Annotated in this window: 25 protein-coding genes; 12 read left to right on the top strand and 13 right to left on the bottom strand. The window is 60.0% G+C overall.

Annotation, left to right across the window (positions count from 1 at the left end):
* Positions 1-643: 643 nt before the first annotated feature.
* The 5 genes from AC5RWD_RS20755 to mobC all read right to left on the bottom strand — a co-directional run bounded on the left by AC5RWD_RS20755 (position 644) and on the right by mobC (position 5,730).
* Positions 644-970 carry a histone-like nucleoid-structuring protein Lsr2 gene (locus AC5RWD_RS20755; protein ID WP_494021824.1) on the bottom strand — a complete coding sequence of 109 codons (327 nt, stop codon included), beginning with the start codon at positions 968-970 and terminating at the stop codon, positions 644-646.
* 506 nt (positions 971-1,476) lie between these two features.
* Entirely contained in the window at positions 1,477-2,520 is a 1,044-nt protein-coding gene (locus AC5RWD_RS20750; RefSeq protein ID WP_494021823.1) for a PDDEXK nuclease domain-containing protein, read from the bottom strand.
* A gap of 448 nt (positions 2,521-2,968) precedes the next feature.
* The gene (locus AC5RWD_RS20745; protein WP_494021822.1) at positions 2,969-3,757 is read right to left on the bottom strand and encodes a hypothetical protein; all 789 of its coding nucleotides are present in this window, start codon (positions 3,755-3,757) and stop codon (positions 2,969-2,971) included.
* 18 nt (positions 3,758-3,775) lie between these two features.
* Entirely contained in the window at positions 3,776-5,338 is a 1,563-nt protein-coding gene (locus AC5RWD_RS20740) for a relaxase/mobilization nuclease domain-containing protein (RefSeq protein ID WP_494021821.1), read from the bottom strand.
* Entirely contained in the window at positions 5,338-5,730 is a 393-nt protein-coding gene (gene mobC / locus AC5RWD_RS20735; protein WP_494021820.1) for a plasmid mobilization relaxosome protein MobC, read from the bottom strand. The genes AC5RWD_RS20740 and mobC overlap by 1 nt, the downstream gene beginning before the upstream one ends.
* Positions 5,731-6,176: 446 nt before the next feature.
* Here mobC and AC5RWD_RS20730 point away from each other — a divergent pair, with 446 nt between their 5' ends.
* Entirely contained in the window at positions 6,177-6,365 is a 189-nt protein-coding gene (locus AC5RWD_RS20730; protein WP_494021819.1) for a hypothetical protein, read from the top strand.
* Between the two features lie 57 nt (positions 6,366-6,422).
* Positions 6,423-6,731: a hypothetical protein gene (locus AC5RWD_RS20725; protein WP_494021818.1), complete on the top strand. Its 309-nt coding sequence runs from the start codon at positions 6,423-6,425 to the stop codon at positions 6,729-6,731.
* Between the two features lie 834 nt (positions 6,732-7,565).
* Here AC5RWD_RS20725 and AC5RWD_RS20720 read toward each other — a convergent pair.
* The 5 genes from AC5RWD_RS20720 to AC5RWD_RS20700 all read right to left on the bottom strand — a co-directional run bounded on the left by AC5RWD_RS20720 (position 7,566) and on the right by AC5RWD_RS20700 (position 9,630).
* Positions 7,566-7,844, bottom strand: a complete 279-nt coding sequence (locus tag AC5RWD_RS20720; RefSeq protein ID WP_494021817.1) for a helix-turn-helix domain-containing protein — start codon at positions 7,842-7,844, stop codon at positions 7,566-7,568.
* A gap of 82 nt (positions 7,845-7,926) precedes the next feature.
* Positions 7,927-8,193 (bottom strand): ParB family protein, encoded by a 267-nt coding sequence (locus AC5RWD_RS20715; RefSeq protein ID WP_494021816.1) that lies wholly within the window; start codon positions 8,191-8,193, stop codon positions 7,927-7,929.
* Positions 8,183-8,617 carry a hypothetical protein gene (locus AC5RWD_RS20710; RefSeq protein WP_494021815.1) on the bottom strand — a complete coding sequence of 145 codons (435 nt, stop codon included), beginning with the start codon at positions 8,615-8,617 and terminating at the stop codon, positions 8,183-8,185. The genes AC5RWD_RS20715 and AC5RWD_RS20710 overlap by 11 nt, the downstream gene beginning before the upstream one ends.
* 102 nt (positions 8,618-8,719) lie before the next feature.
* Positions 8,720-9,310 (bottom strand): single-stranded DNA-binding protein, encoded by a 591-nt coding sequence (gene ssb / locus AC5RWD_RS20705; protein ID WP_494021814.1) that lies wholly within the window; start codon positions 9,308-9,310, stop codon positions 8,720-8,722.
* A 38-nt stretch (positions 9,311-9,348) separates the two neighbouring features.
* Entirely contained in the window at positions 9,349-9,630 is a 282-nt protein-coding gene (locus AC5RWD_RS20700; protein ID WP_494021813.1) for a glutaredoxin family protein, read from the bottom strand.
* A 912-nt stretch (positions 9,631-10,542) separates the two neighbouring features.
* Here AC5RWD_RS20700 and AC5RWD_RS20695 point away from each other — a divergent pair.
* From AC5RWD_RS20695 to AC5RWD_RS20685, 3 genes are all read left to right on the top strand, one after another.
* Complete coding sequence (locus AC5RWD_RS20695) at positions 10,543-10,959, top strand: hypothetical protein (protein WP_494021812.1); 417 nt, start codon at positions 10,543-10,545, stop codon at positions 10,957-10,959.
* Positions 10,960-11,784: 825 nt separating this feature from the next.
* Positions 11,785-11,937, top strand: a complete 153-nt coding sequence (locus AC5RWD_RS20690; RefSeq protein ID WP_494021811.1) for a hypothetical protein — start codon at positions 11,785-11,787, stop codon at positions 11,935-11,937.
* A gap of 578 nt (positions 11,938-12,515) precedes the next feature.
* Positions 12,516-12,887 carry a hypothetical protein gene (locus tag AC5RWD_RS20685; RefSeq protein ID WP_494021810.1) on the top strand — a complete coding sequence of 124 codons (372 nt, stop codon included), beginning with the start codon at positions 12,516-12,518 and terminating at the stop codon, positions 12,885-12,887.
* A gap of 151 nt (positions 12,888-13,038) precedes the next feature.
* Here AC5RWD_RS20685 and AC5RWD_RS20680 read toward each other — a convergent pair whose 3' ends face one another.
* Entirely contained in the window at positions 13,039-13,581 is a 543-nt protein-coding gene (locus AC5RWD_RS20680; protein ID WP_494021809.1) for a hypothetical protein, read from the bottom strand.
* A gap of 148 nt (positions 13,582-13,729) precedes the next feature.
* Between AC5RWD_RS20680 and AC5RWD_RS20675 the strand changes: the two genes are divergently transcribed.
* A complete protein-coding gene (locus tag AC5RWD_RS20675) occupies positions 13,730-14,017 on the top strand; it encodes a hypothetical protein (protein WP_494021808.1) in 288 nt (95 codons plus the stop codon).
* 96 nt (positions 14,018-14,113) lie between these two features.
* Positions 14,114-14,386, top strand: coding sequence for a DNA gyrase subunit A (locus AC5RWD_RS20670; protein WP_494021807.1), 273 nt, complete (start codon positions 14,114-14,116; stop codon positions 14,384-14,386).
* A 179-nt stretch (positions 14,387-14,565) separates the two neighbouring features.
* Here AC5RWD_RS20670 and AC5RWD_RS20665 read toward each other — a convergent pair whose 3' ends face one another.
* Positions 14,566-15,051 carry a hypothetical protein gene (locus tag AC5RWD_RS20665; protein WP_494021806.1) on the bottom strand — a complete coding sequence of 162 codons (486 nt, stop codon included), beginning with the start codon at positions 15,049-15,051 and terminating at the stop codon, positions 14,566-14,568.
* A 793-nt stretch (positions 15,052-15,844) separates the two neighbouring features.
* Here AC5RWD_RS20665 and AC5RWD_RS20660 point away from each other — a divergent pair.
* The 5 genes from AC5RWD_RS20660 (at position 15,845) to AC5RWD_RS20640 (ending at position 19,615) form a co-directional block, all read left to right on the top strand.
* Complete coding sequence (locus tag AC5RWD_RS20660) at positions 15,845-16,714, top strand: pentapeptide repeat-containing protein (protein ID WP_494021805.1); 870 nt, start codon at positions 15,845-15,847, stop codon at positions 16,712-16,714.
* 327 nt (positions 16,715-17,041) lie between these two features.
* On the top strand, positions 17,042-17,305 hold the full coding sequence (locus tag AC5RWD_RS20655; RefSeq protein ID WP_494021804.1) for a hypothetical protein: 264 nt from the start codon (positions 17,042-17,044) through the stop codon (positions 17,303-17,305).
* A 157-nt stretch (positions 17,306-17,462) separates the two neighbouring features.
* Positions 17,463-18,953: a peptidase M16 family protein gene (locus tag AC5RWD_RS20650; protein ID WP_494021803.1), complete on the top strand. Its 1,491-nt coding sequence runs from the start codon at positions 17,463-17,465 to the stop codon at positions 18,951-18,953.
* A 193-nt stretch (positions 18,954-19,146) separates the two neighbouring features.
* Positions 19,147-19,380, top strand: coding sequence for a DUF7336 domain-containing protein (locus AC5RWD_RS20645; protein ID WP_494021802.1), 234 nt, complete (start codon positions 19,147-19,149; stop codon positions 19,378-19,380).
* A gap of 4 nt (positions 19,381-19,384) precedes the next feature.
* Entirely contained in the window at positions 19,385-19,615 is a 231-nt protein-coding gene (locus AC5RWD_RS20640; RefSeq protein ID WP_494021801.1) for a hypothetical protein, read from the top strand.
* 554 nt (positions 19,616-20,169) lie between these two features.
* Here the strand turns inward: AC5RWD_RS20640 and AC5RWD_RS20635 are convergent.
* On the bottom strand, positions 20,170-20,460 hold the full coding sequence (locus tag AC5RWD_RS20635) for a hypothetical protein (RefSeq protein ID WP_494021800.1): 291 nt from the start codon (positions 20,458-20,460) through the stop codon (positions 20,170-20,172).
* Positions 20,461-21,681 lie beyond the last annotated feature (1,221 nt).

The raw sequence follows: 21,681 nt of genomic DNA, 5'->3' as shown, positions 1-21,681 counted from the left end.
CCACTCCGGAAAATATCAAGCTCGTTTTACCTCGACACGCCTAAAGCGACCTCACCAGCTTAGTCACGACCGCCCTCAGCCAAGGGCTGAGACGTCTCATATCCCTAGCGTTCCGAGACATAGATGCGTGGCCAGCCCTGCTGCAGATCGCCATTCAATCTGACGCCATGAGAAGCCCCGGCGTGCCTGAACCGAGCCGCAGGCCGTTGGCGAACCCTCGAGCGCTCTCCGTAGTAGGGAGGAGTGACACCTGCGGTGGGGCGGAAAGGGTTCTGCACAGCACTGCTTATGAATGTCGGTGAATCTTGTGAATCTCGGGGCGGTTTGCAGAGGACGATTCATATTGCGGGGCGACCCAACCTATCCTGCCCTCTGACCACCGTTCCTGCCCTGCGGATAAAAATTAACAATGCGTCTGCAGACGCCTCGGCTACTAATAAGTTCCTCCTTGCACGAGTGCACCAGAATGCGGCGTGATGAGGTTTCCGCTAACAGGCCATGACGAGAGGTTTGACCTTGAACCAACTCCCGAGGCCGGCCGGGCCATTATCGAGTAAACCATCCTCCGGGTGTGCCAAGCGATTTACGGTTTATCTATTGTCTGGAACGCCCAACTGGGGAGACTGAATCCCGCAGGTGTTTGTTAGTGAGCAGCCTGGTACTGCTCGACGATGTCCGCTTGGATCCGACCACGGGCGTTAACTTTGAGCCCTTTATCCAGGGCCCACTGCCGGATAGCTTTGGCATCGCTGTTACCTGCTGGGGGTCTCCGAGTGGCCGACCGGCCGCGCCCACCCGAGGTCTTGCGTGCTGCATCGGCAAACCGACTGACGGCCTGGCGGAGTTCATTGGCGTGTTCTTCGTTAAGATCAATCTCATATTCAACGCCGTCTAGGGAAAATTGCACGGTCTCACTGGCTTTACTGCCGTCGAGATCATCTTCGAGAATAACTACTGTTTTGCGTGACATAGCTTGATTTTATCAGTGGAATGGCGTTCACAATCCCTGCCTGTCATGGCTGCAAATTCTCCTTTGATTAGACCTTATGAGGGAGATTCGCAACTCACATTTCTTCCCGTATACGTCTTGCTGATCACGTTCAGTACGTTCCATAGCCATCCTTCATCGAAAGCGCTGGACCGTACCGGGCACCGCTGCTTTCGGGTGGAGCAAGGCTGTTGTCCCACATCCCGTGGGACATTTGGGTCGAAAGCCGGCCAAGCCGCCGGCTAAGCGTTGGCACACGGGCCATTAATCAGTGGGAGTTAACCGGCAGGGTTTTCGGCCAGTCTTCCGATAACTCCCCTCCCCCGTGGGGCTGCTGCGTGGCGTTTCGGGAAGGTCTTGCTGATGCCCCAGTTCCTTGCACCGTGGTGAGTTCGGTGAATCTCAAAGGTAGTCCCGACAGGGCGGAAACGCTGTGCGGCCTTTACAAGTGCCTGATTTCGGCTGTGTTCCTCCGCCCTTGGCCTGGCCTATTGGTCGAGGGTTTCGGCCCATTCCAAGGCGGCGGTTAGGTGGTTTTCATCTGGGAGAGCCCGTTGCTCCTCTTTGGGGAGTTTGTCGTAGGTGTAGGCGGCGACGGCCATGGGCGATGTGGAGCGTCCGAGGCTGTATCTGACGCTGCGGTCGTTCTTCGTTCCACAGATCAGGATGCCGACGGTTTCGTTGTGATGCTCCCGGCGAAGAACGTCATCTACCAAGGCGACGTAGAAGTTCAGTTTGCCTGCATATTCCGGTTGGAACTTGCCGGTTTTTAGCTCGATGACTACGTAACGGGACTGTTCGATGTGGAAGAAGAGCAAGTCTACAAAGAAGTCGTCTCCGTCTACGTCGAAGTGGACTTGGCGGCCGACGAAGGCGAAGCCAGGGCCGAGCTCGCGGAGGGTTTCGGTGATCCGGCTGGTCAGTGCGTTTTCAAGGTCTCGTTCGGCGACTTCGCCGGAGAGGCCGAGGAATTCGAAGTTGTAGGGGTCTTTGGCTACCTGTTGGGCGAGTTCGGAATCTGGTGCAACAAGCCTTTGCACAAAGTTGGACGGCGCCGCCCCACTGCGTTCCAGGGTCTTGTTCATGATCATGTTCATGAGCACATCGCGGGACCAACCGTGCTGAACGGCGGCGGCGGCGTACCAGTCCCGTGCATCCGGCGTGAGGCGCTTATCGAGAATGATCCGGATATGGCCCCACGGCAAATGTCCCACAGCCTGTGGGACATTTGGGTCGAAAGCCGGCCACGCCTCGGCGAAGCTGCGCATGTACTGCAGGTTCGACCGGGACAGGCCCTTCATGTCCTGGAACTCTGCACGCAGGTCTTCAGCCAGTCTCCCGATGACCCCGCTCCCCCACCCTTCAGATGCTTGGCGCTCCAGGATGGTCTTCCCGATGGACCAGTTCAGTGCAATGAGTTGCGTGTTGACGGTCCGCAGCGCATTAGTCCGGGCTGCTCTAACCTGGTTCTTGAGTTCACGGAGGAGTTCGGCGTAGCTAGCCGGGAGGGCGAGGTCACGGGCATCGGGCATGCGTTTGATCCTACCTACCAGTATTCGTCCCATGACCGCGGCGCGTGACCTTAGCGGCCCATTTGGCCGGTTTCGTTCTCCTTCCTTCAGCCGCCTGCTGCCCTAGCGATAGCGCGTGGACGAGAGCCTGAGTTTCGAGTCTCGAGGAAAGAGACTAAGAAGGCTTTCCCGGGGGCCAGAAGTGCACTATCCAGCACACCACTCCGGAACACCCCTAGCAAAGGACTGCCGCATGGCAGCTGATCCCTTTAACGCGGGGAGACTGTATCTGGGCAAGCACTTGCACAACGTGAGGCCCGTGCCAGCCTTATACAGCGCGTCGAAGCATCACGGGCTCTTGGATACCGATGCGCCACAGCCTCCGGGCGCCACCCCCCACCTGAATCGCGCGAAGCTCCGCAGTTTGATGAGACTCGGATGAGGCTGGCTTTAGAGTGCGGCCCCACTTTTACCGGCTAATGCCTTTTTGTAGAAGCTTCGTCTGGCCGTTGGCGCCACGCGTCTTGCGGGCCTTCGGGTTCCGTCCTGGCGCCTTGGTGACCGCGGCGGTGGGCGGGGTCGCCTGGTCCTGGTCGGCGCTGAGTCGTGCCTGTACGGCCTCCCGGTCGGCGACGCTTTCCAGACTGGCAGCCAGTGCCTGCCGGCGCTCGGCTGAGTCGTGCCTAAGGCCAGCCTGTTCTGCCAGTGCCTCGGGGCGCTGGTTCTCCTCGTCTGCGTCCTGCTGGCGATCCCGGTCTTCCCGGTCGGCCTCGGCCAGCAGCTGCACAGCATGGGCGTTCTCGTCCCGGCCGGCCCGGCGTTCCTGTTCCGCCTGTTCGCGGTCCTGTTCAGCCTTCACCAGGGCCTTCGCCACCGACGCATCATCGGTACCGAGGTTGTCCACGTCCAAACCGTAACGGCGCTGCACCTGGTCGCGGATGACCTCGGCCGCGTCGCGCGCCGCCGGGTCGTGATCTTTCCACGCGGTGGCCGCCTCATGGACCCTTTCGATGTCGCGGCCGCTGGCCGTGTCCCACCACCGGTTGTCCATGACCGGTGCGAGCTGGGCGCGGGCTGCTGCCCGCTCCGCGTCGAACCGGGCCTGCAGCTCACGGGCCTGTTGTTCCTCGGCCGCTTGGGCGCGGCGCAGCTCCTGCTCGCGTGCCCTGGCCACCTGCTCACCGAGCCGGCCTGCGCCGGTCAGCCCAACCCGCGAGATCCCCTCGATTGCTTCTTCAATGCCGTCAGATTCGTTCATGGTTCCCCCTCGTTGGTGTTATCTCTCAATGCCCGGGCGGGTCGTTCCGCTTCCGGTGTTCGCGTGGGTACGGGCTTGCACGTATTTCGGCGGCAGCACGGAGCCAGCGGACCGGACCGAAGCCTGACCGGCTGTACTAGCTCGGACGGCTGCGGCCGCTTCGGCATCGGTCGTGGACGTGGTCGTAGGGACGGGTGGCAGTGCGGCAGCGACCTGGCTCAGTTGGTGCTTGACCATGTGGCTGATCTGTCGTGCCCTGCGCAGGTCATTTGATGCCTTGTGCATGTCGTGGATGGCCTTGGCGACGTTGAGCAGCTGGCGGAGCATGATTGCCTGGGAAGCGGTTCCGGTGCCGTCCATCGAGGCTGCCATGAGCATGAGGGAGGCTCCCCGGGCGGACGGTCCGGCGCTGCGGATGGGGCGGACCACCGGGTACCGCCGCAGTTGTGCCGTCTTGGACAGCTCGTCCGCTGCTGCTGCGAGTGGGCCGGGCGTTGCCTCGGTTGCCGTGGACCAGGCTGCGAAGGCACCGGATGTCTCGCGTGCAACGTGCGCCCAGGTTGCGTGATCGTCCAGGGGGACGGAGCGCAGCGTTTCGCGGAGCCGGGCAATTTCGTCGCTGTACTGCTGCCACAGTTGCGGGTCCGGTTCGTGCGCTTCGCGGCCGATCGTGACCGGGCGCCGGCCGCGTGCGGCTGCCTGCCATTCGGCGACGGCATCGGTGGCACCTTGCGGGGTGTCGTGCCATTCGGCGCGGAGTTTGGGCAGGGCGAGGTCTTTGGCGAGGTGGCCGCCGCCGAACCAGACAGGCCGGCCGCCTTTCGGGGGTCGTTCGGCCACGCTGTAGCCGACCACGACGTCGTCGCGTCCGGACGCATAGCGGGGCCTGACCAGGGCACCGGTACGGCGGAGGCGTCGAATGAATTCGGCCTCGTCCTGGGCCGAGGTCGCGCAGGCGCGGACTTTGCGTTCGAGGGACCGGCGTTCCGGTTCCGGCGCTCCCCGCCGTTCGGACGCTTCACGTTCACCGGGCCGCAGGCCACGGGTGGAATGCGTGGGCGAAAGTTCTTCCAGGCCGTACTTTTTCTCAAGCCCGCGGGCGGCCTGTTGTGCGCGGGGGAAGTCACGCCAGCTGCTCCACTTCGTGCCGTCTTCGCGGACCATGGACGCAGCGATGTGGATGTGGTCGTTCCCGGCTTTGCTGTGGCCGTGACGGATCGCCACCCACTGCGCCGGCGCTCGTCCGCTCGCTTCGGTGAACCCCATCTCGTCCATGAAGTCCTGCGCAATATCAGCCCACCGCGCGTCGGTCAGGTCGCCTTCCTCGGCGCGCAGCGACAGCGAGCAGTGCCAGACATGCCCACCGGGAATCTCAACACCCAGGACGCTTCTGGCCCGGTCCAGTTCCTTGGCAATGGCCTGGGCGGCATCCGCGTTCAGTTCATCGTCGTTGTGCCAGGCCATGATCGACGGTGAGCCGGCAACCAGATGCGGGTCGGTGTGTTCGTTCGCGCGGCCGGGACCGGCAAGGTACGCGATGAGCCCGTACATGCGGGTGCCCTTGGTGATGTTAGGAATCATCAGCGCACCATCAAATCCAGCATCGAATTGATCCGGTCCGCGACCGCACGCACCCGCGTGAACACGGTGCGGGCAGCTTCCGGGAATTCATCCGTGGCGTTCGCGTGCCGGGCCAGCTGGTTGACGTTGTTCGACAGGGCAGCAAGGTAGCGGCGTGCCGCGATGAACTCCACGGCCATCGCACGCCGCTCAGCCAGCGACTCCGAGTTCTCCGCATACAGGGCAGCGCTGACCAAAATCTCCGACGGACTGCGCCCGGTCCGTTCCTCCAGGACCTTCAACTGCGCCCGCTCGAACTCCGACATCGACACCCGCACGTACTGGGTCGCCCCGTCAATGTTTGCCCGGCGGCGGCGGGAAAACCGGCGCGGCGACGTCCGCTCATCAGTCATCCCGGCCCCTCCCCCAATGCCCAGCGCAGCGCCCCGGAAACTCCGGGCCACACTCACGAGTGTGCCGCATCCAAGACCGCAGGCCGTGGATCAACACGCGGGTTATGGCACATAACCGTCTAGCTTGCTCCGACAAATCACCTGCGCCTGTATTCGGCGCTCGGGGTGGTTCCAGGGGACTGCCCTGCAGGACGCTGCGCGTCTGACTTGTTCACAACGACTGCGTCGTTCCGTTTCGGCTGGTTGAGGCTACTGCCCGGTCCTTCCTTGGCAAGTCTCCGCAGCCGGCTTTCGCGGCATATCCTCCGCTGCGCTCCGGTATTCCACGGTCCGGCCACTCCGACTGGCCAATTCCTTCACCGGCCAAGTTTCGGCAAGCGTGCCGAAAGGAACGCGGCATAGGGTTAGCGAAAGGTACAGTTTTGGCTCTCATCTCACCTACCACAGTGGCCAGGCAATACGGAGTCCCCGCGACGAAGCTGCGGCAGTGGCGGCAGCGCGGCATCGGCCCCGAATACTTCCAGTTCACAGCACGGACCGTCAGCTATTCCGACGACTACCTGCGGGACTGGTTCAACGATCCCCGGAACGCTGACCTTCTGGCAGAAGATCCACCGGCCACCATGCAAACGTAATGTCAGAATGGGCGAGTCCGGCGGAGCCGGCCTCGGGATGATCGATAGGCTGGATCCATGGCTCACCTCGACATTGAACAGACACGAAACCAAGCCCGCGCGCTGCTGGACTCCCGCATTGAATCCGTCACTGCCCTGGTCCGGAGCCGCCAGCGAATCACCGAGTTGAGGGATCAACTTGTTGCTGCCGAACGCGACGACAAGCGCGCCTATGTACAAGCCACACGCGATGGATGGAGCGCAGAGGAACTGAAGAAACTTGGCCTCGAACCGTCGGCGGTAAAGCGCCGTCGCAACACCAAGCGGTCGGCCGGACCGGAACAGGGGTCCGACCAGAACGCCGGCACCTCCTTCAGCGAACAGTAACCCCCGCAACCAACGCCGCCTTGAAACACACAAGTGGCTTGCGGCAGGCACCCAATAAGCAGCTACACACAAAGAAGGACCGGGAACACTCCGGTCCTTCTTTGTGTATAGCTGGAAGCATCGCAAAGCCAAGCGGTGGCGTGCGCAGACACCTCGTAAAAAGCGGCCCGTAAGAACCGGGGACGGTTCCCCATGATCAAAGACGCAGGTGGCCGTCTCCCCCGCCGCCACGGCCGCGTTTCTTTCAGCAGGGACGACCCGCAAACCAGCGTGCGGCCAGAGATCCGGCACACCCAGGAGCCAGAGCACGTGGCCGGCCTCCAAGACGCAGGGGTGCTCCCCGGGCTTTGCAGGGCGGTGACAGCCACAAGCTGCAGGACGGCACTGAGTCACCACCACCTTCAGGAAGCCCGCGTTGATCCAGGCAGTGGCAGCGAACGCAGGAGAAGGATTCACACCATCACGACGGGACTCGACAACGCTTAAGGCCGGCACCCGTACGGGTGCGGCCTTCGGTACGTTTCTCGGTTCCGGTGTCAGTCCTCAGCGGGTGTATCGCCTTCGCTGATCTGACCGGCGGCGATACGCTCAGCCGTCTTCGCGAAAGACGCGTCAATGTACGCTGCCAGGTCGTCTTCCCGGACCCGCCTGATTCCACGGTTATATTGCCTCGGTAACCGGTGTAAGAACTGTTTGTCTTAGGACGCCGCTCCGTCGTTCCTAGCTCTTTTCGCGGTCCCTGTGAGGATCGGGGCACACATGGTGCCGGTCAGCTGTCCGACCGATCAAACCGGCTAGTGACCAGTCCTGCTCTGGGGAGGCCCTGGTGTCCGATTACAGCGGGGGCTTGTGCTGTCCCAGAGACTCGGAATCCGACTGCCCTTCATCTTCGAGGTCGCCGGCGGCAATCCGTTCAGCTGTCCGCCGGTAGGCATCGGCGATATAGTCTTCGACGTCCTGGCGCCCGACCCGCCACATACCGCGGGAGCCAACCTGCAGGGCTCGAAGCTCCCCAGTCTTGATGAGCCCTCGGATGAGGCTGGCCTTCACGTTCAGCTCTTCTGCTGCCTGCTCAATGGTGAGGAAGCGGTGGGGGCGCGTTTCGTCAGTCACCGGGTCATACTATCTGCGGCCCGCAGACCGATACTCCAGGGGTCGGCGCAGACGACGGTCCGGTAGTTTTTCTGGGCATGGGTCAGTTGTCCTTGGTGTCGCGTTGGCGGATCTCATCCATGGTGCGTTGCCCGCGCCGCAGGGCCCCTGCCGGTGCGGGTTCCCATGCGCGGCCTTGGTGGTGTTTGCGTTGCAGGCGTTTCACTTCGCGCATTGTCGCGCGGACGATGAAGTCGGAGACGCTGGCGTCCCCTTCGAGGGCGCCGGTGGCGAGGAACGCTGCCCGGACCTGGCCGGCCTGCTCCTCGGTGAAATACGGGGTGAAGGCGGCAATTTTTTTAGACGGCATGCAGCATCCGTGGCCAGGGGTGGAGGCTGTCCAGATAGCCGGGTTTCAAGACCATGCTTCCGTCATCGTTGGTGCGGATGCCGGAGTGCTGGTGACTGCCGCCGGCGTGGGCGATGGCAGCCAGCACGAGATCAAGATTGCCCCGGTCCAGTCCGGGGATGACGTCGCCAAGGGCGACCGGGACATCTTCGGCGAGGGAGGCGGCCAGCAGCAGGAACCTTCGCTCACCGCCGGAGAGCCCGTCCAGGTGCTCCGGGATGGCGGCGAAGTCGATCCACACATTCTGATCGCCGTTTTCCTGGCGTACCCAGGGCTGCCCGGGCCGGGCGTACCGGCCGCCGAACGCGCGCAGCAGCAGCTCCGTCGCTGCCTCGAGGGTGTAGGAGCCTTTGGCCCAGGCCCGGAGTTCGTCGTCGTGGGTCATGGTGTGAGCCTTTGCGGTGGAGTGGCCGGAACGGGTGTTGTTCGAAGGGTAGTGCTGCCGGTGGTTCACGGCCAACACTAGCCGCGACCACCGACAGCCGGGTTAGAAGGCCGGCTCGTCCTCCGCGGCGCCGGTGGTGATGGTGCCGCTCGGATTGGCGTACTTGCCGAACCAGACGTCCTCATTGGCGTAGAGGCGGGGGCTGATGGTGAACTCACGTTTCCGGCGGTCCATGCGGCCCGCCCCCGCCTCTGCCACAGCCTCCGTGTCCACGTCGGACGGCGCCTCGCTTTTTGCGGATTCGATTTCCTTGGGTTCGCTGGGGATGGCCATGTATTTAAGGGACAGGCCGATCTCCTCGACCTCGAGCTCGAGCACGGTGCGTTTCTCCCCCGCTTTCGTCTCGTAGGTACGGGGCTTCAGCACGCCTGTGGCGACCACGCGGGATCCTTTGGCCAGGGACGCTGCGGCGTGCTCGGCCATCTCCCGCCAGGCCGTCGCGCGAAGGAACAAGGTATCCCCGTCTCTCCACTTTTTAGAAGCCGAATCGAACACACGAGGCGTCGAAGCTATCGTAAAGTTCACGACGGAAGTACCTTCGGTTTTTCCGAACTCACGGGAACCGGGGGTGAAGCGCAGCTCCGGGTCGTTGGTGAGGTTGCCGACCACGGTGATGGTGGTTTCGCCTGACATTGGTTTCATCCTGTTCTCTTAGTTTCGTTCTGGCGGATTTAATTGCTGCGGGTAAGAGCTGCTGCGTGGTTTATGGCGGCGGCGACGAGCTTGTCGCGGCGCAGGCCGGACCAGTGGTCCTGGTCATCGGAGTTGTTCACCACGACCGGCGCCTGGGAGTATCCGAGTTCGGCGGTGATGTACTCCAGCGCTGCCGGCACTTCGGTGATGTCCACGGCCGTGTAGGTGATGCCCTTGGCGTCGAAGTAGTCCTTCGTCTTCTCGCAGTTCGGGCATTCGGGCTTGGTGTAGACCGTGTAAGCGGTGGGTGAAGCAGTCATTTTCAGCACCTGGTTTCGTATCAAATGAGTTTCGTTCGTCTGGCTGACTTGCTACTTCAATTCTAGCAATCATTCAACTGAATGAATAGAGGTTTAACCGCTTATTTCCGGGCTTTTTAGGGGACTTTGGAGGGTTATGGATGCCATTTCTTGCCCGTCTGCAGCACGGGAAGGGTGTCATTTTCAGAAGCTAACTGCACAGAATGTCAAAAGTCGTCTGCGCATCCCAGTCCTGGCTTCTCTAAGAGCCGCCAAGTGCCCCCGGTCCCCTGTGTCAGGGTTGGTGTCCAGACATCTCCCCCTGTCGTCCCGGCTAAAAGAACCCCGCCCGGCGGCGAAGGAGCCGGCAGCCTATGCCTTGGCCCTGGGAACTGTTCTATTTCGCTGTCGCACAATGGCCAGGTGAAGACAGGAGAATCTCAAAGTGGTCCAAATAGGGGGTGTCAGCGCGTGGGGGCGGGCGTGTCGTTCCGCGCCCCCGCAACGCTCGCATCTGTCTCACAACCAAAGGGTTATGAGACGGCCTAGTGCGCCAGTTGAGGGACCTTCACCGGGCGGTAAATCGGGCAGCGTATACGGGGCATCCGGATGTCAGCCCCTCACCCGGCGGAGAATTCAAGGAGGTGCGCCCATCCATCGACCCTCTTTCGGGACGATTCCCGGACTACCCTCTAGTGGGACGAATTCGGTGATGAAAACGGGACGCGCCCTGGTGGGACGCTGGTACCGGAATGTGAAGGGCTGAATGGCTTCTCACTGTTGGAGAGCCGTAATAGGCTTTGCCCATGTCGCAGGGAAGAGCCAGCAAAACGCAGATGGTTATTCTCGTTCTAAATCCACGGGATCCTTGGAGCAGGGTGAACTACTTCAGAAAGCCAGGTTCGTTGAGCACGCCGGAATCGCGGGACGTCCATGGACGATGACTCGAGCGCGCTCAGGATCGAATTACCTGAGCTGCGGAAATACAAAACGCTGGATATTGCATGGAGGCTCCTCTTCTTACTCTTCTGGATCTTGTGGGGCGTCCTGCTTTTTGGAGATACAGAAGTCTCGCGTGAAACCAGCCTGGTGATTATGGGCACCGGAGTTGTCCTCGCAGGCGGGTTCGCCTTCTACGCATCTCGTAAGCAGAAAACACTTCGACCTCTCATCAACCGCAGATTCGCAGCAGAGTTCAGCACCCAAACAGGGTACGAGTACCCCCGAGACATAGACATCCTGGAGGTCAAACGAACCATCGCTGTCCGGAGAGATGACGGCTCTGTGCTTCTATGGGGCGTGAACCGCTCGACAGGGAGTGTCATCGTTACTCCGGTGGTCCAAGCATGACCGTAAACGCCCTTGGTGGTCGCCATGCCAGCGAGCGTTCCGGGTGCGGGCTGTCCTCGGGCGGACCAAGGTGATTTCGTGGATCACGGGCGCCAACGCACACCGTTGTCTGTGCATTCCGCTGTTCTGGCTGCGCGGCTTTGCAAGCATGCTGCATCGACGAGTTCGCGTTTCCCGATCGGCTGACTCAATTCGACGGTCACGGGCACGGTGTTATTCCCCTGGCAACCTCGGGCACCTGGTGATAGAGGTTTGACATCGGCCCGGATGAGGATCCGTTCCTGTTCGATCTGCACAATGGGATCAAGCACGGTCACGGTTTCGCCATTTGCGCAACCCAGGCGCTGCACGCCTATCTGAAGGGTGGTGGAGTCCGAGGTGACCTTTGCTAGATTGAGGAGCTCCCAAGTTCCTATGGCACCGGCTTCCGGCGCTGAAGGTCCGGTACTACTTATGTTCTGGGGTGGTGCTTCGGTGCCCGTCGTGGGGGGTGCGGAAGCGTCACAAGCGTTGAGGACGAGGGCCGAGCAAGCTAATGCTCCAATCAACAAGTCTCGTCCTAAGCACCGGCGCTCCACGTTCATCCTCCATGCGAACCAGTTCCAAACAGGCACAAATCCATCATCTGCAACCGTCTCTTCCCGAAGTATGGCATTCCCGGTGCTCCTCTCATAGAGCATCCACACGTACCGGGAGCAGAAGCCCATTCACCTTCCACACACGTCCGGTTTAGGGTTCGCCTGGGGACCCAACCACGTCGCGCACCTTGCCCTGAAGTAGGGTTGCAAGGTCATCCCGGGCAACTAAATCTTTGGGGGAAGAATCATGGAGATTGTCCTGCTGGTCGTTTTTCCGGCCATCTTCTTTTACGTTCTCTATGGGGTGATCCGGGCGGCGACACGAGACGGCATCATTGCCGCCAAGAAGGCCGAAAGAGACAGCGCGGCTGCGGATGCCGTTTCGCGAGACCATCATTGAACCATCTGTGTCTCGGTAGGTTCGGCTCCGGATCCTTTGTGTCCCGGCTAAAGCTGTCTGCCCCGACGATCCCAGTCCGCCCGCCGAGCTTCTTCCTCATCCCAGAAATGTCCGTCGCGATGGCGCACATAAAACAGATATGCGAGCCCGGCTGCGCAAAGAACCAAGAGTGCCACCATTAGGAAATGGAACCCGTCCCAAGGTTCATCCGATCTGGCCACAAGCTGCGAGATGGGATTTACGGAAAGCAAGATCCACATGAACAGTTGAAAACGGAAACTGCCCCGTGTCATCCGAGGCTCGAGTCGCTTCTGACCCTCCGACACGTTCGGAGCATACAACCGCAGACGACGGAGATGAAGGCATCGTGAGTGTGCCGTAACCGGTTCGCGCTACGGATTGTGGGCGAGGAGATGATTCCGATGACAAATCGGCGATACGGACGTAGGCTCCGATCAGCGCTCGTACTCCGCTCGTGACCAGGGAGCAAAGGTGGCAGCTCGTTGCATGGCCCGCAGGCGGATTGAGCTTTTTGTATGCCCTGCGGGATAATTGCTACTGCTGGATAGGAGTGTGGCATGCAGCAGTTGGCGAGCCTATTGAGTCTTCTCTCCCTTTTATCGAGCCTGCCTGCCCTCATCTACATGGCGAAACACCCGCATCGCAAGGGCGAACCCTATGGCAGAGAAGACAAAGTCGTGTGGATTTCACTCTTTCTGACTTCTGGGTTCCTCGTCGCTTCGAGCCTTCTAATGTTTGGCAGTCCGTTGTCACGGTTATTGATTGTGCTTGCCGTGTTTCTGGCTGCACCCACCGTTGTCTACATGGCGAAACACCCACCGACCAGGGTTGAGCCATTCAATAGGACACACAAACTCATGATGATTCCACTCTTCCTGAGTTTCTGTTGCATGGTCGCCGCAGGCTTTCCGACGGTGGCCCGAGTCTAAAACGTATTTGGCCCGCCGTTTAGGGGCGCACTGTCCCGGGAATGGTTAGCTCTGGAGACCGCTCTTTAGGAGGATTAGGGGACCACTGTAGAGGGGTCCTCTTCGCTCAGGGCCAGGGTGGAATCGAGGGGCCCCGTGCTGGCGCAAGTGTTCAGCGGGAGGGTGCGGGCGTCGGGCTCTGCATGGTTCCGTGGTCGGCAAGGTGCAGCAGCTCTCGGTCGCCCAGCGGCTCATCCAGGGTAACGGTGCCCACAGGCGTATAGCCGGATGCGTTACACGGCGTCGCAGGCCCGTTCTGATAGAGGGGAACAAGGGCGACTGCAGTGGAAGTTTCGGCTGTGAGGATTCCCTTGGCGGTCGCGCATGGTGTCCCTTGCTCGTACTGGATCACCAGCTTCGTGCGGTCGTCGTTAATGTCCATGAGCCGCCAGTCACCGATGGTGTCGGTGCCCTCGTTATAGGACGTGGCGAGCAGCGGTTCCGTTGGCGTTATGTTCCCAGCCAGACCCACTGGCCGAAGAGGGTCCGGAGTGCCCTGGTTCCAGAGATCGGCCGGGATATTTCCAGGCAGTGACGCACTTTCCGATGTGGACGGTGCGGGCGGCTCCGAAGTGCAGCCTGCCGCCGCCAGTGCCATTACGGCGCTCACCGCCATGACTGCCAGCTTCTTCACTGGCCGCGAAAGCATGCCCATGACCTGAAGCTATCCAGAGAAGTAGCTACTGTCTACACTCCCAGGCGTTTGGGAACGTGCCTCCCGTTTAAGGTTCCTTAGTCAAGAGATAAATCCGTCGGGAACATTATTCTGGGGCTCTGGTAGTGCGCCTAAGGAGGCTTCCGATATGAATCAACAGGACAAGCAGCGACGCCGGGCGGTACGGCGCATCTTCGTTGACACCGACCCGGCTGGCCTGGGATTCGGGGGTGTCTCTTTCCCTGAACACGAATATGACACGGAGGCGGACTTGGCCATGTCCTGGCTGGTTAATGGGCTGCCTCCAACAGATGTCGCAGCACGGGTGGCACGCTACATTCATCGTGACTGGGGCGTCTCCGTATCGGACCGCAAGGTGGAGCAGCTTGCTCACACGCTTGCTCTACTTAGCTCAAAACCTGAATGGCAGGGCTAGAAGCCATACCCGCTCGCTTAACCCCATTAGGGGTTCCTTCGGCGATCCTCAACTGGGCGCAATGCCCAGTGACCTAAGTCGTGCAAGAATCGCCGCATGGATGAGGATGAGCGGCAGACGAGGAACGAGTTAATGATCCTCGAGGCTCTGGTGCGGGCGATGGATCGGCGCGACGAGGTCTTCCAGGTGATTGACGATTCAGAAGACGTGGACGAAGCAATCCGTCGCGTGGGTCAACTGTTGGGTGTGGGAAAGTTGGGCAGCCGGGCAGTCCTCGACCTGCAGGTCAGAAGATTCACCCGAGACCAGCGTCAGGCCCTCGTTTCCCGTGCAGAAGAACTTAGATCAAAGTTGCCTGATGACCGCTGAGGACTTCGTGTTGTCTATCGGTTACTGGTTCCTGATCGAAAGGGTCGGACTAGTCCCGATAGAGGTGCTGCGGCTCAGCGATCCGACTAGTCCGGCTTCCCCTTCGCGGAGTAGATCAAAGAACAGGGCCCGGTTGAGGTTCCCCACGTAGAGACAGATGCCATCGACGCCGTGCGGTACTAGAAGGCACGTGAACCGATGACAATGCCGATCACAATGACCACGAGTCCGAACGCGGCCATCGCAATCTTGCCTATCCGTCTAACTTTCTCGGCGGGTAGGTCAGTCTTGAAGTCGCGCAGTATGTCGGTGGTGGAGCGGGCGAATCTATCGCGGAACAAGATCATTAGCATTCCAGCAACCAGGGATGTAGCGGCAATTACCAGTGTCTCTGTTGGTCTGGACATTCCTTCAGCAGGGTTCCCGTCCCCCCTTAGCTCCCCGCCGGTCAGACCATAAATCAGGACAGCCGTTCCGACGATGATGAGGGCCACCGTCCACACGTGCAGGAAGCGCTTTTTGCCGCGGATGTACCTGTCGACATCGCCGTCCGGATGACTCCGCACGTATGTTCTGGCAGCTAGACCCTCAGTCAGCCGGCCCAAACCAAGAGCAGCAAAACCCAGAAGCATCCAGGCCAGTCCCGCCAGTGCCGTCGTCGACATGCGATGCCTCCTGCAGCTCGCGGACACCCAAAGGTTCTGCCCGTCTGATACTGAGATGAGACTACAGATGAAGCAGCAGGCACGAATAGACCTCGAGGGAGAACCTCTTGCAGCAGGTGCTTCGACTAGAAACTAGGAGACCTCTGCCAGCTGCCTGTCATCTTGTTCTCAGCGAGAACAAGATAAACGCCCGGTCAGGGTTCCACAGTTGTACGCCTAGAGCTTCCGGTATCGGACCCAGCGAACCCATGAGAAAGCTGCGGCACAGGCGAAGCCCAAGTCCGCAATTAGAAACCACACGAAGCCTCGGTCTCGCTCAACGAAAATGACGACGGTAAAGATGACCACCAAAGCGGAAGCGACTACTGCCCGGATTAGCAGTTCAGTGGGGGTCGAATTAGCAATAATCTTGGCGCGGATGCGGGGGCTGTCCGTCAGGCCAAGAAAGTCGGTAACCCTCCGCCTTGCCGACACCTCCTTGTCCCCACTCATATCCACAGAGTAGCGAAAATGCCGGGCCCGAGGTAGTTTTTCAACCTCCCACCGAAGAACGCCCGATTGACGTTCCCCGAAGAGACGAAGCGCCCGGGCTGGCCACCGGCTTACGGATAGGTAAGACGTGATGCTACGTTTGGCTGCAGTGACATTCTTACTTTCTCTGTGACACAGAGTCGATGCAGCGGTTCCTGCTCGCTTCCACTGGAAGCGGTGATCCCGTGCGCCCTCAAAAGGGGACTCCCTCGCGAGTTCCCTGGCACCCGACCCCTCACCGTACTCATCCAGAGAAGACCCCATGCCCTTTACTTCGAACGACTCCACCGCGCCCTCACCCGCCATCGACCGGGAGTCACTGCGCCCTGATTGCGGCAACTGCTTCGCGCTCTGCTGCACCGCCTTAGGCTTTTCCCGCACCACGGACTTTGCCATCGACAAACCAGCAGGAAGTCCCTGCCAGAATCTTGCCTCCGACTTCTCCTGCACCATCCACGACAGCCTGCGCCCGCGAGGCTTCCGAGGATGCACCGTCTTTGACTGCTTCGGAGCTGGCCAGAACGTCTCCCAGAACCTCTTCCGGGGAATCAGCTGGAAAGCCGCGCCAGCAACAGCGAAGGACATGTTCCCGGCGTTTAAAATCGTCCGGCAACTCCACGAAATGCTCTGGTACCTGACAGAGGCCACCAACAGGACGTTCGACCCGGATACCTCGCACCAAGCCGATCAGCTCAGAATGATTATCGAAGAGGCGCTGGGCGATACGCGACAGGTCCTATCCCTAGACCTCGGCGACATGCACGCTCGGGTTCGATCCGTGCTGATAGGTGTAAGCGAGGAAGTGAGGTTCTCATACCTAGCAACTGGTGATGATCACCTGGATGCTGCACTAGTCCCCGGAGCAGACCTTATGGGCAAGAAGATGACGTCCAGATTGCTATGGGGTGCGGACCTTCGAGGTGCCTATCTCATAGCTACGGACCTGCGAGGCAGCGACCTCTCAGGTGCTGACCTGCTCGGCGCAGACCTCCGAGACGCCCGTCTCCAGGGGGCCGATCTGTCCGAAACCCTCTACCTGACACAGGCGCAGCTCAACGCCGCTGAAGGGGACGCCAACACACGTCTACCCTCCGACCTCAACAGTCCTACTCATTGGTCTAGTAACAGCTAAGGACGATCCAACGGTACTGACCGGCAGGAAACTACGCCCGACAGTTCCCTGCCGGTCAGTATCAAAACGGCTTCAAGGGATGGCCCGGTGAGCCATCCCTTGCGCGCTGCGTTGGCTGCCTTCTTGCAGCACGGTGATCGACCGGCTTACGGGGCGATACGGACGCTCTATATGGGACACCTCTTACGACGCCTTGGCTTGATAGCCGCAGATCGTTAGCCCGTTTATCCGCTAGCAGGTCAGCTGGGAAGGTATGGTCCACAAGGCGACTCGTCGGTACGCTCGCACCAAGGAGCCAAACTGGATGACCTAGTTCGGAGTTGTGACATGAGGAAGGCGGGAAAGGTTCTTCTTGTTGTCCTGGCGGTCCTGCTTATCTCCGTAGTGGCGGGCTGGATAGGTGGACCCGAAGCCGGCGGCACCGCATTGCTCATGCTTTCAGTAGGCTTGGGTGCTTATTTCGCCGTTGGATGGGGCGGTGATTACGCCACAAAGGTCGAAGGGTATCGCCAGGAGCTGACCTCGAAAAGAAGATCCGATAGCAGCCCGATTCTTGATGTGACTGACAAAGGAGACGCGGACAAGGGATGAACCAGTCAGGTTCCCGTGAAGAGTAATCCCCTCGCGCCCGCAGTGATTCGCTTCGCTAATCGTTCCCCACGCGGATGGTGAACCGCTTCCCAGCCGCACCTATCCGCCGTCGCATCTGGCACTCAACCGAGCGGCTCGATCTGCAAGACTGTCCCCCATGATGCAGACGGTAAACACGACCTCCCACAATGGGATTACCTCCTTCTGGCTGGACCGCGAAGGCCTCTGCACTGGCACGTTGATATTCGGCGTCGGAATGCGTGATGAACCACCAACGCAGGCCGGGATCACTCATCTGGTTGAGCACGTTCTTTTGCGCATGGTGCAGCCCGTAACGGTGGTGCACGGCGGTACCGTCACCACCGACTCACTCCAGTTCTACGCCTTGGGCCGGCCAGAGGATGTCGCCGGTTTCCTCAATGCCATCGCGGCCGCCGTATCAGCATTCAAAGCCGTAACAGATGACGTTATCGCCCTTGAAAAGTCCGTCCTCGAGACCGAGGACCCGCACAAGTTCAGTGCCGTCTCCCCCGGCCTGCTGACCTACCGATACGGGCCCAGCGGCGTGGGCGCCGCACAATTCGGGGCACCGGCCACCGCCGGTCTGACCAAAGCGGAAACCACCGAATGGGCCTGCCGCTGGCTCACCGCCGCCAATGCGGCCCTCACCTTCACAGGCCCGGTGCCCTCCGCCTTGGACATCCGTCTTCCCACGGGGAAGGCCGTTAGCCATCATCAGGATCCACCGCTCATCACGGCTCCGACACTGGTCAGGTCCCGGAAACAGGGCGTCGCGCTGTCTCTTCTGGTGCCATCACACGATGCCGATCTCCTCTGCGAAGCACTGCGATACGAACTCCTGACCCGGCTTCGGCACGCAGCCGGAATCATCTATTCCATAGAGAACTTCACCACCGCTATCGATAACGACCAGAGCCAACTCGATCTCATCCTTGATCCGGTCCGGCAGAACACCATCCCGGCTCTCAGGGAAGGCGTAAACACCCTGCGCGGCATCGTAGATGCAGGGTTCAGTGAGGATGCAGCACAGTCAGCACGGCACGCACTGACAGCCGAATTGGGATGGGACGAATACGTTCCCCAGGACTACCTGGACCAACTGGCAATCGACACCCTGCTCGGACGGCGCAGTCGGGACCGGCAGGAACTCCTCGACCGGGCGACAGCCATCAGCACCGCCGAACTCACAAAGATCCTGAGAACCAGCATCGGTTCGCTGATCGTCGCCTTCGATAAGTCGGTGAAGCTTTCCAAAAAAGAGGCCGAAAGCCTGGGGCTTGCGATGGATCATTATGAAATTTGGCGGCGGAACAGCGAAGCCAAAAATCATCAGCCGACAGCAGAAGGCGACGCTGAGCATCCGACGTGGCGACACAAGTCCTCCCCCACGACGTTGACACTTACCCCAACACGACTGATGACCCAGACCTCCGGCAAAGCGAAGACGATCATCTTGGCCGACATCGCCGTCGTCGGTGACCGCAGCTGCGGCTGCATCTCCCTGATGGACCAACGAGGCAGAAGCAGCGATCTCAACATGGACGAGTGGAAGGCCGGCAAAAAGCTCCGGAAGAAACTGCTCGAAGCATTCCCGCCCGAGATCGTCCGATCCTTTCCCGAAGAATAGCGGCCCGAAAGTCGGCTTTTGTCGGTCGAGTCGAAAGCCGGCCCGTAAAGCGTTGCTCAATGTGGACTCGTTTTCGTCGCTGGTGTGGCAGCGAATCGAAGTACTCTAACTCGTCGTCGCACCACAACCAGTACAGATGCCTTGCCGGTAGGCTTCGAACTACTAACTGCGCAAGGGATTATCAGGGGAACTAATGACGCGACTCGCTGAGCCTGTGTTCCTTCTGCTGCACACCCGAATCCATCCCGACCTATTCGCGGGCCGGAGCACAAAATTTATAGGCGTCTTCAGTTCGGAAGAGAAGGCTGCAGACTCCTTGAGGAGGCACGCGACGCTTGAAGGGTTCAGCGATGCCCCGGACGGCTTCGCGATCCACCGGATCGAGCTGGACAGCCTATTGACCAATCCAATCGAGATTTGGGAGTGACCCGGTGACCCTTGTTTTTGGCCTATATCGAGTTCAGGACGACGACGAGATCGAATTGGGAAACTCCACTCGCTTCCTAGGTTTCTTCTCCAGCGAGCAACTCGCTCAAGAGGCCCTTGATGCCGTTCACGGGCAGGACCCGGAGGCGGTGGGTGAATTGGAGATAAACCCGCAAGAGTTGGATTTTGAACAATGGAATGACGGCTTCGTGACTGAGTATCCGGATTCTGACTAGATCCCCTGAAAGTTGGTGCTTTCTGTGAGCTTGACCGTTGCGCTCGAGTGACGGGCTTCGATTGGCCTGGTCCATCAGCACCATTCCGGTTGCCGTTCCTCTAGATAGAGGATTTTCAAGCTCCTACTCGTGTGCTCGAAGTGTGCCACTGCTACGCTGGCGGCACGATCACAGGATTTGCTGGCGAAAGCGAATAAGCATCAAGTCTTGGACTCACCCACAGGAGAGGCGTTCCAGGATCTACTGGTGGACTCAGATCGTCCTAGGTGTGATTGCGATGATCGTGGGGCCCATTCTCCTACTGCGGGGGCCGACGCGAGACCATGTCCTAATTGCCGCAGCCATAGTAGCTTTCGGCGCTATTGCGCTATTCCTGTCGATTAGAGAGCTCAGAAAGCTTCCAGAGGAGTACCGGTACGAGGGCGAAGAGGACGACAGCAAGAACCGTCCCTGATGAGCGAGGTAGTTTTTCAACCTCTCGCCAAAGAACGCCCGATAGACGTTCCCCAAACTACCAAGGAAACATTCGCCTGTTCACGCGACGCATCCCACACTTATAGCGCCCTGCCCCTGCGGTCCCATTCCTTGCGTCGTGCCTCTTCCTCGTCCCACGTGTGACTGTCCCGATGCGCAACTAGCAGAAGATAGGCGAGCACAAGGAGAAGAGCTATCAGGAGAGACAGCAACACGTACCCGACGAGATCCAATCCCAGTCTGGAAAGCCTCTCAACGGCGATCAATAGAATGCCCAGGAACGTCATGGTCCAAAGAACGAGCGTGCTCCAGAAGCCTGCCCGGGTCAGCCGGCGCTTCGGCTGGCTTTTGAATTGCCCAGTCCCTTTCATGCTCAGAGGGTACAGCTAGCCCGCACTTTGTCCTACGGGTGTTTGGCAAAGCAACAGAGCAAATCTGTTCCAGTTAGGCTTCCTCACAAAGCCCGCGAAGCCGCTATCTCATGTGGCTGAAGCGCCCGATTCAAGGGGGGAGGTTCTCCGGGGTTGATCCGTAATTCCCCGTGGTTCCGCAGGAACCCAAGAGCGATACTTTAGGCATGAGGAGACGCGGAATCGCCCGAAGCGCGTTACTCGGCGGCCTCGCCGTCGTGCTTGCTGGCTGTACCGCCACCGCGCAACCAGGCGACCGTCCTACCATCAGAGACAGCGCGACGAAGTCCTCAGTCCCCGGGGAACTTATGGGCCAAGGAACGGTGCTTCAACGGCGACCCGCAGAGCCCGTATTCTGCCTGGGCAACATTGCGGCGTCCGACCCACCAAGGTGCAGCGGCCCCGTCATCCGCGGCTGGAACTGGGACTCGGTCAACGGATCGGAAACTGTAGGGTCCGTAACGCACGGAGATTACCTGGTGCAGGGGACGTGGGACGGCAAAACCTTCACCCTGGGGCAGACACCGCCACGGCACCTCGGACGCAATGAATTTGCTCAATGGCCACGCGACCCACGTCGGGATGCGGTACATCGAGGCGCTGGTACACCGGATCAATTGAGGAAAATCGGCAACGATCTGTCAAGATCCGGTGATCGGACAGTGCTTTCTGCACTGGTCGATAACGGCTATGTCTTTTTGACGGTCATTTACGACGACGGAAGGATCCAGCAAAAGATGGACCGGCTTTACGGCCCAAAGATTGTTGCAGTCGTATCCGCGCTTCGGCCTGCCGCCTGATGCTTCACCGCATCAAGGTAAGGACAGTCCGCTGCGTCCGGACTGTCCCGCAGCCGGTTCCCCTCGGGAGCCCCGTGTGAGTCAGGAAGTTGCTAGTACGTCGACCAGACGCTGGAAATGAACCTGGGCAATTCTCATAGCAACGGTCTCATTTGGAAGCTCACCCATGTGCTTGGCCCACTCACTTCGTACAAATGAAGTGTCCAGGCGCCCATCTGCTGCAAAGCTTTCTTCCGCAGCGTCAACGAAGTCGTGCAAATGATCTGAAAAATTTAGGTACCTGTCTGTCAGCGATGGTCGAAAAGTGAGCCATTTCGCGGGCTGAAAAGTGAGCCACCATGACGCTGGTTATTCTGCCGTATTTTCCGGTCTTGTCGAGGGC

The organism is Arthrobacter sp. CMU6, from assembly GCF_059090205.1.
The sequence above is the reverse complement of the archived record's forward strand: the minus strand, read 5'-3'. Positions and strand labels throughout refer to the sequence as shown.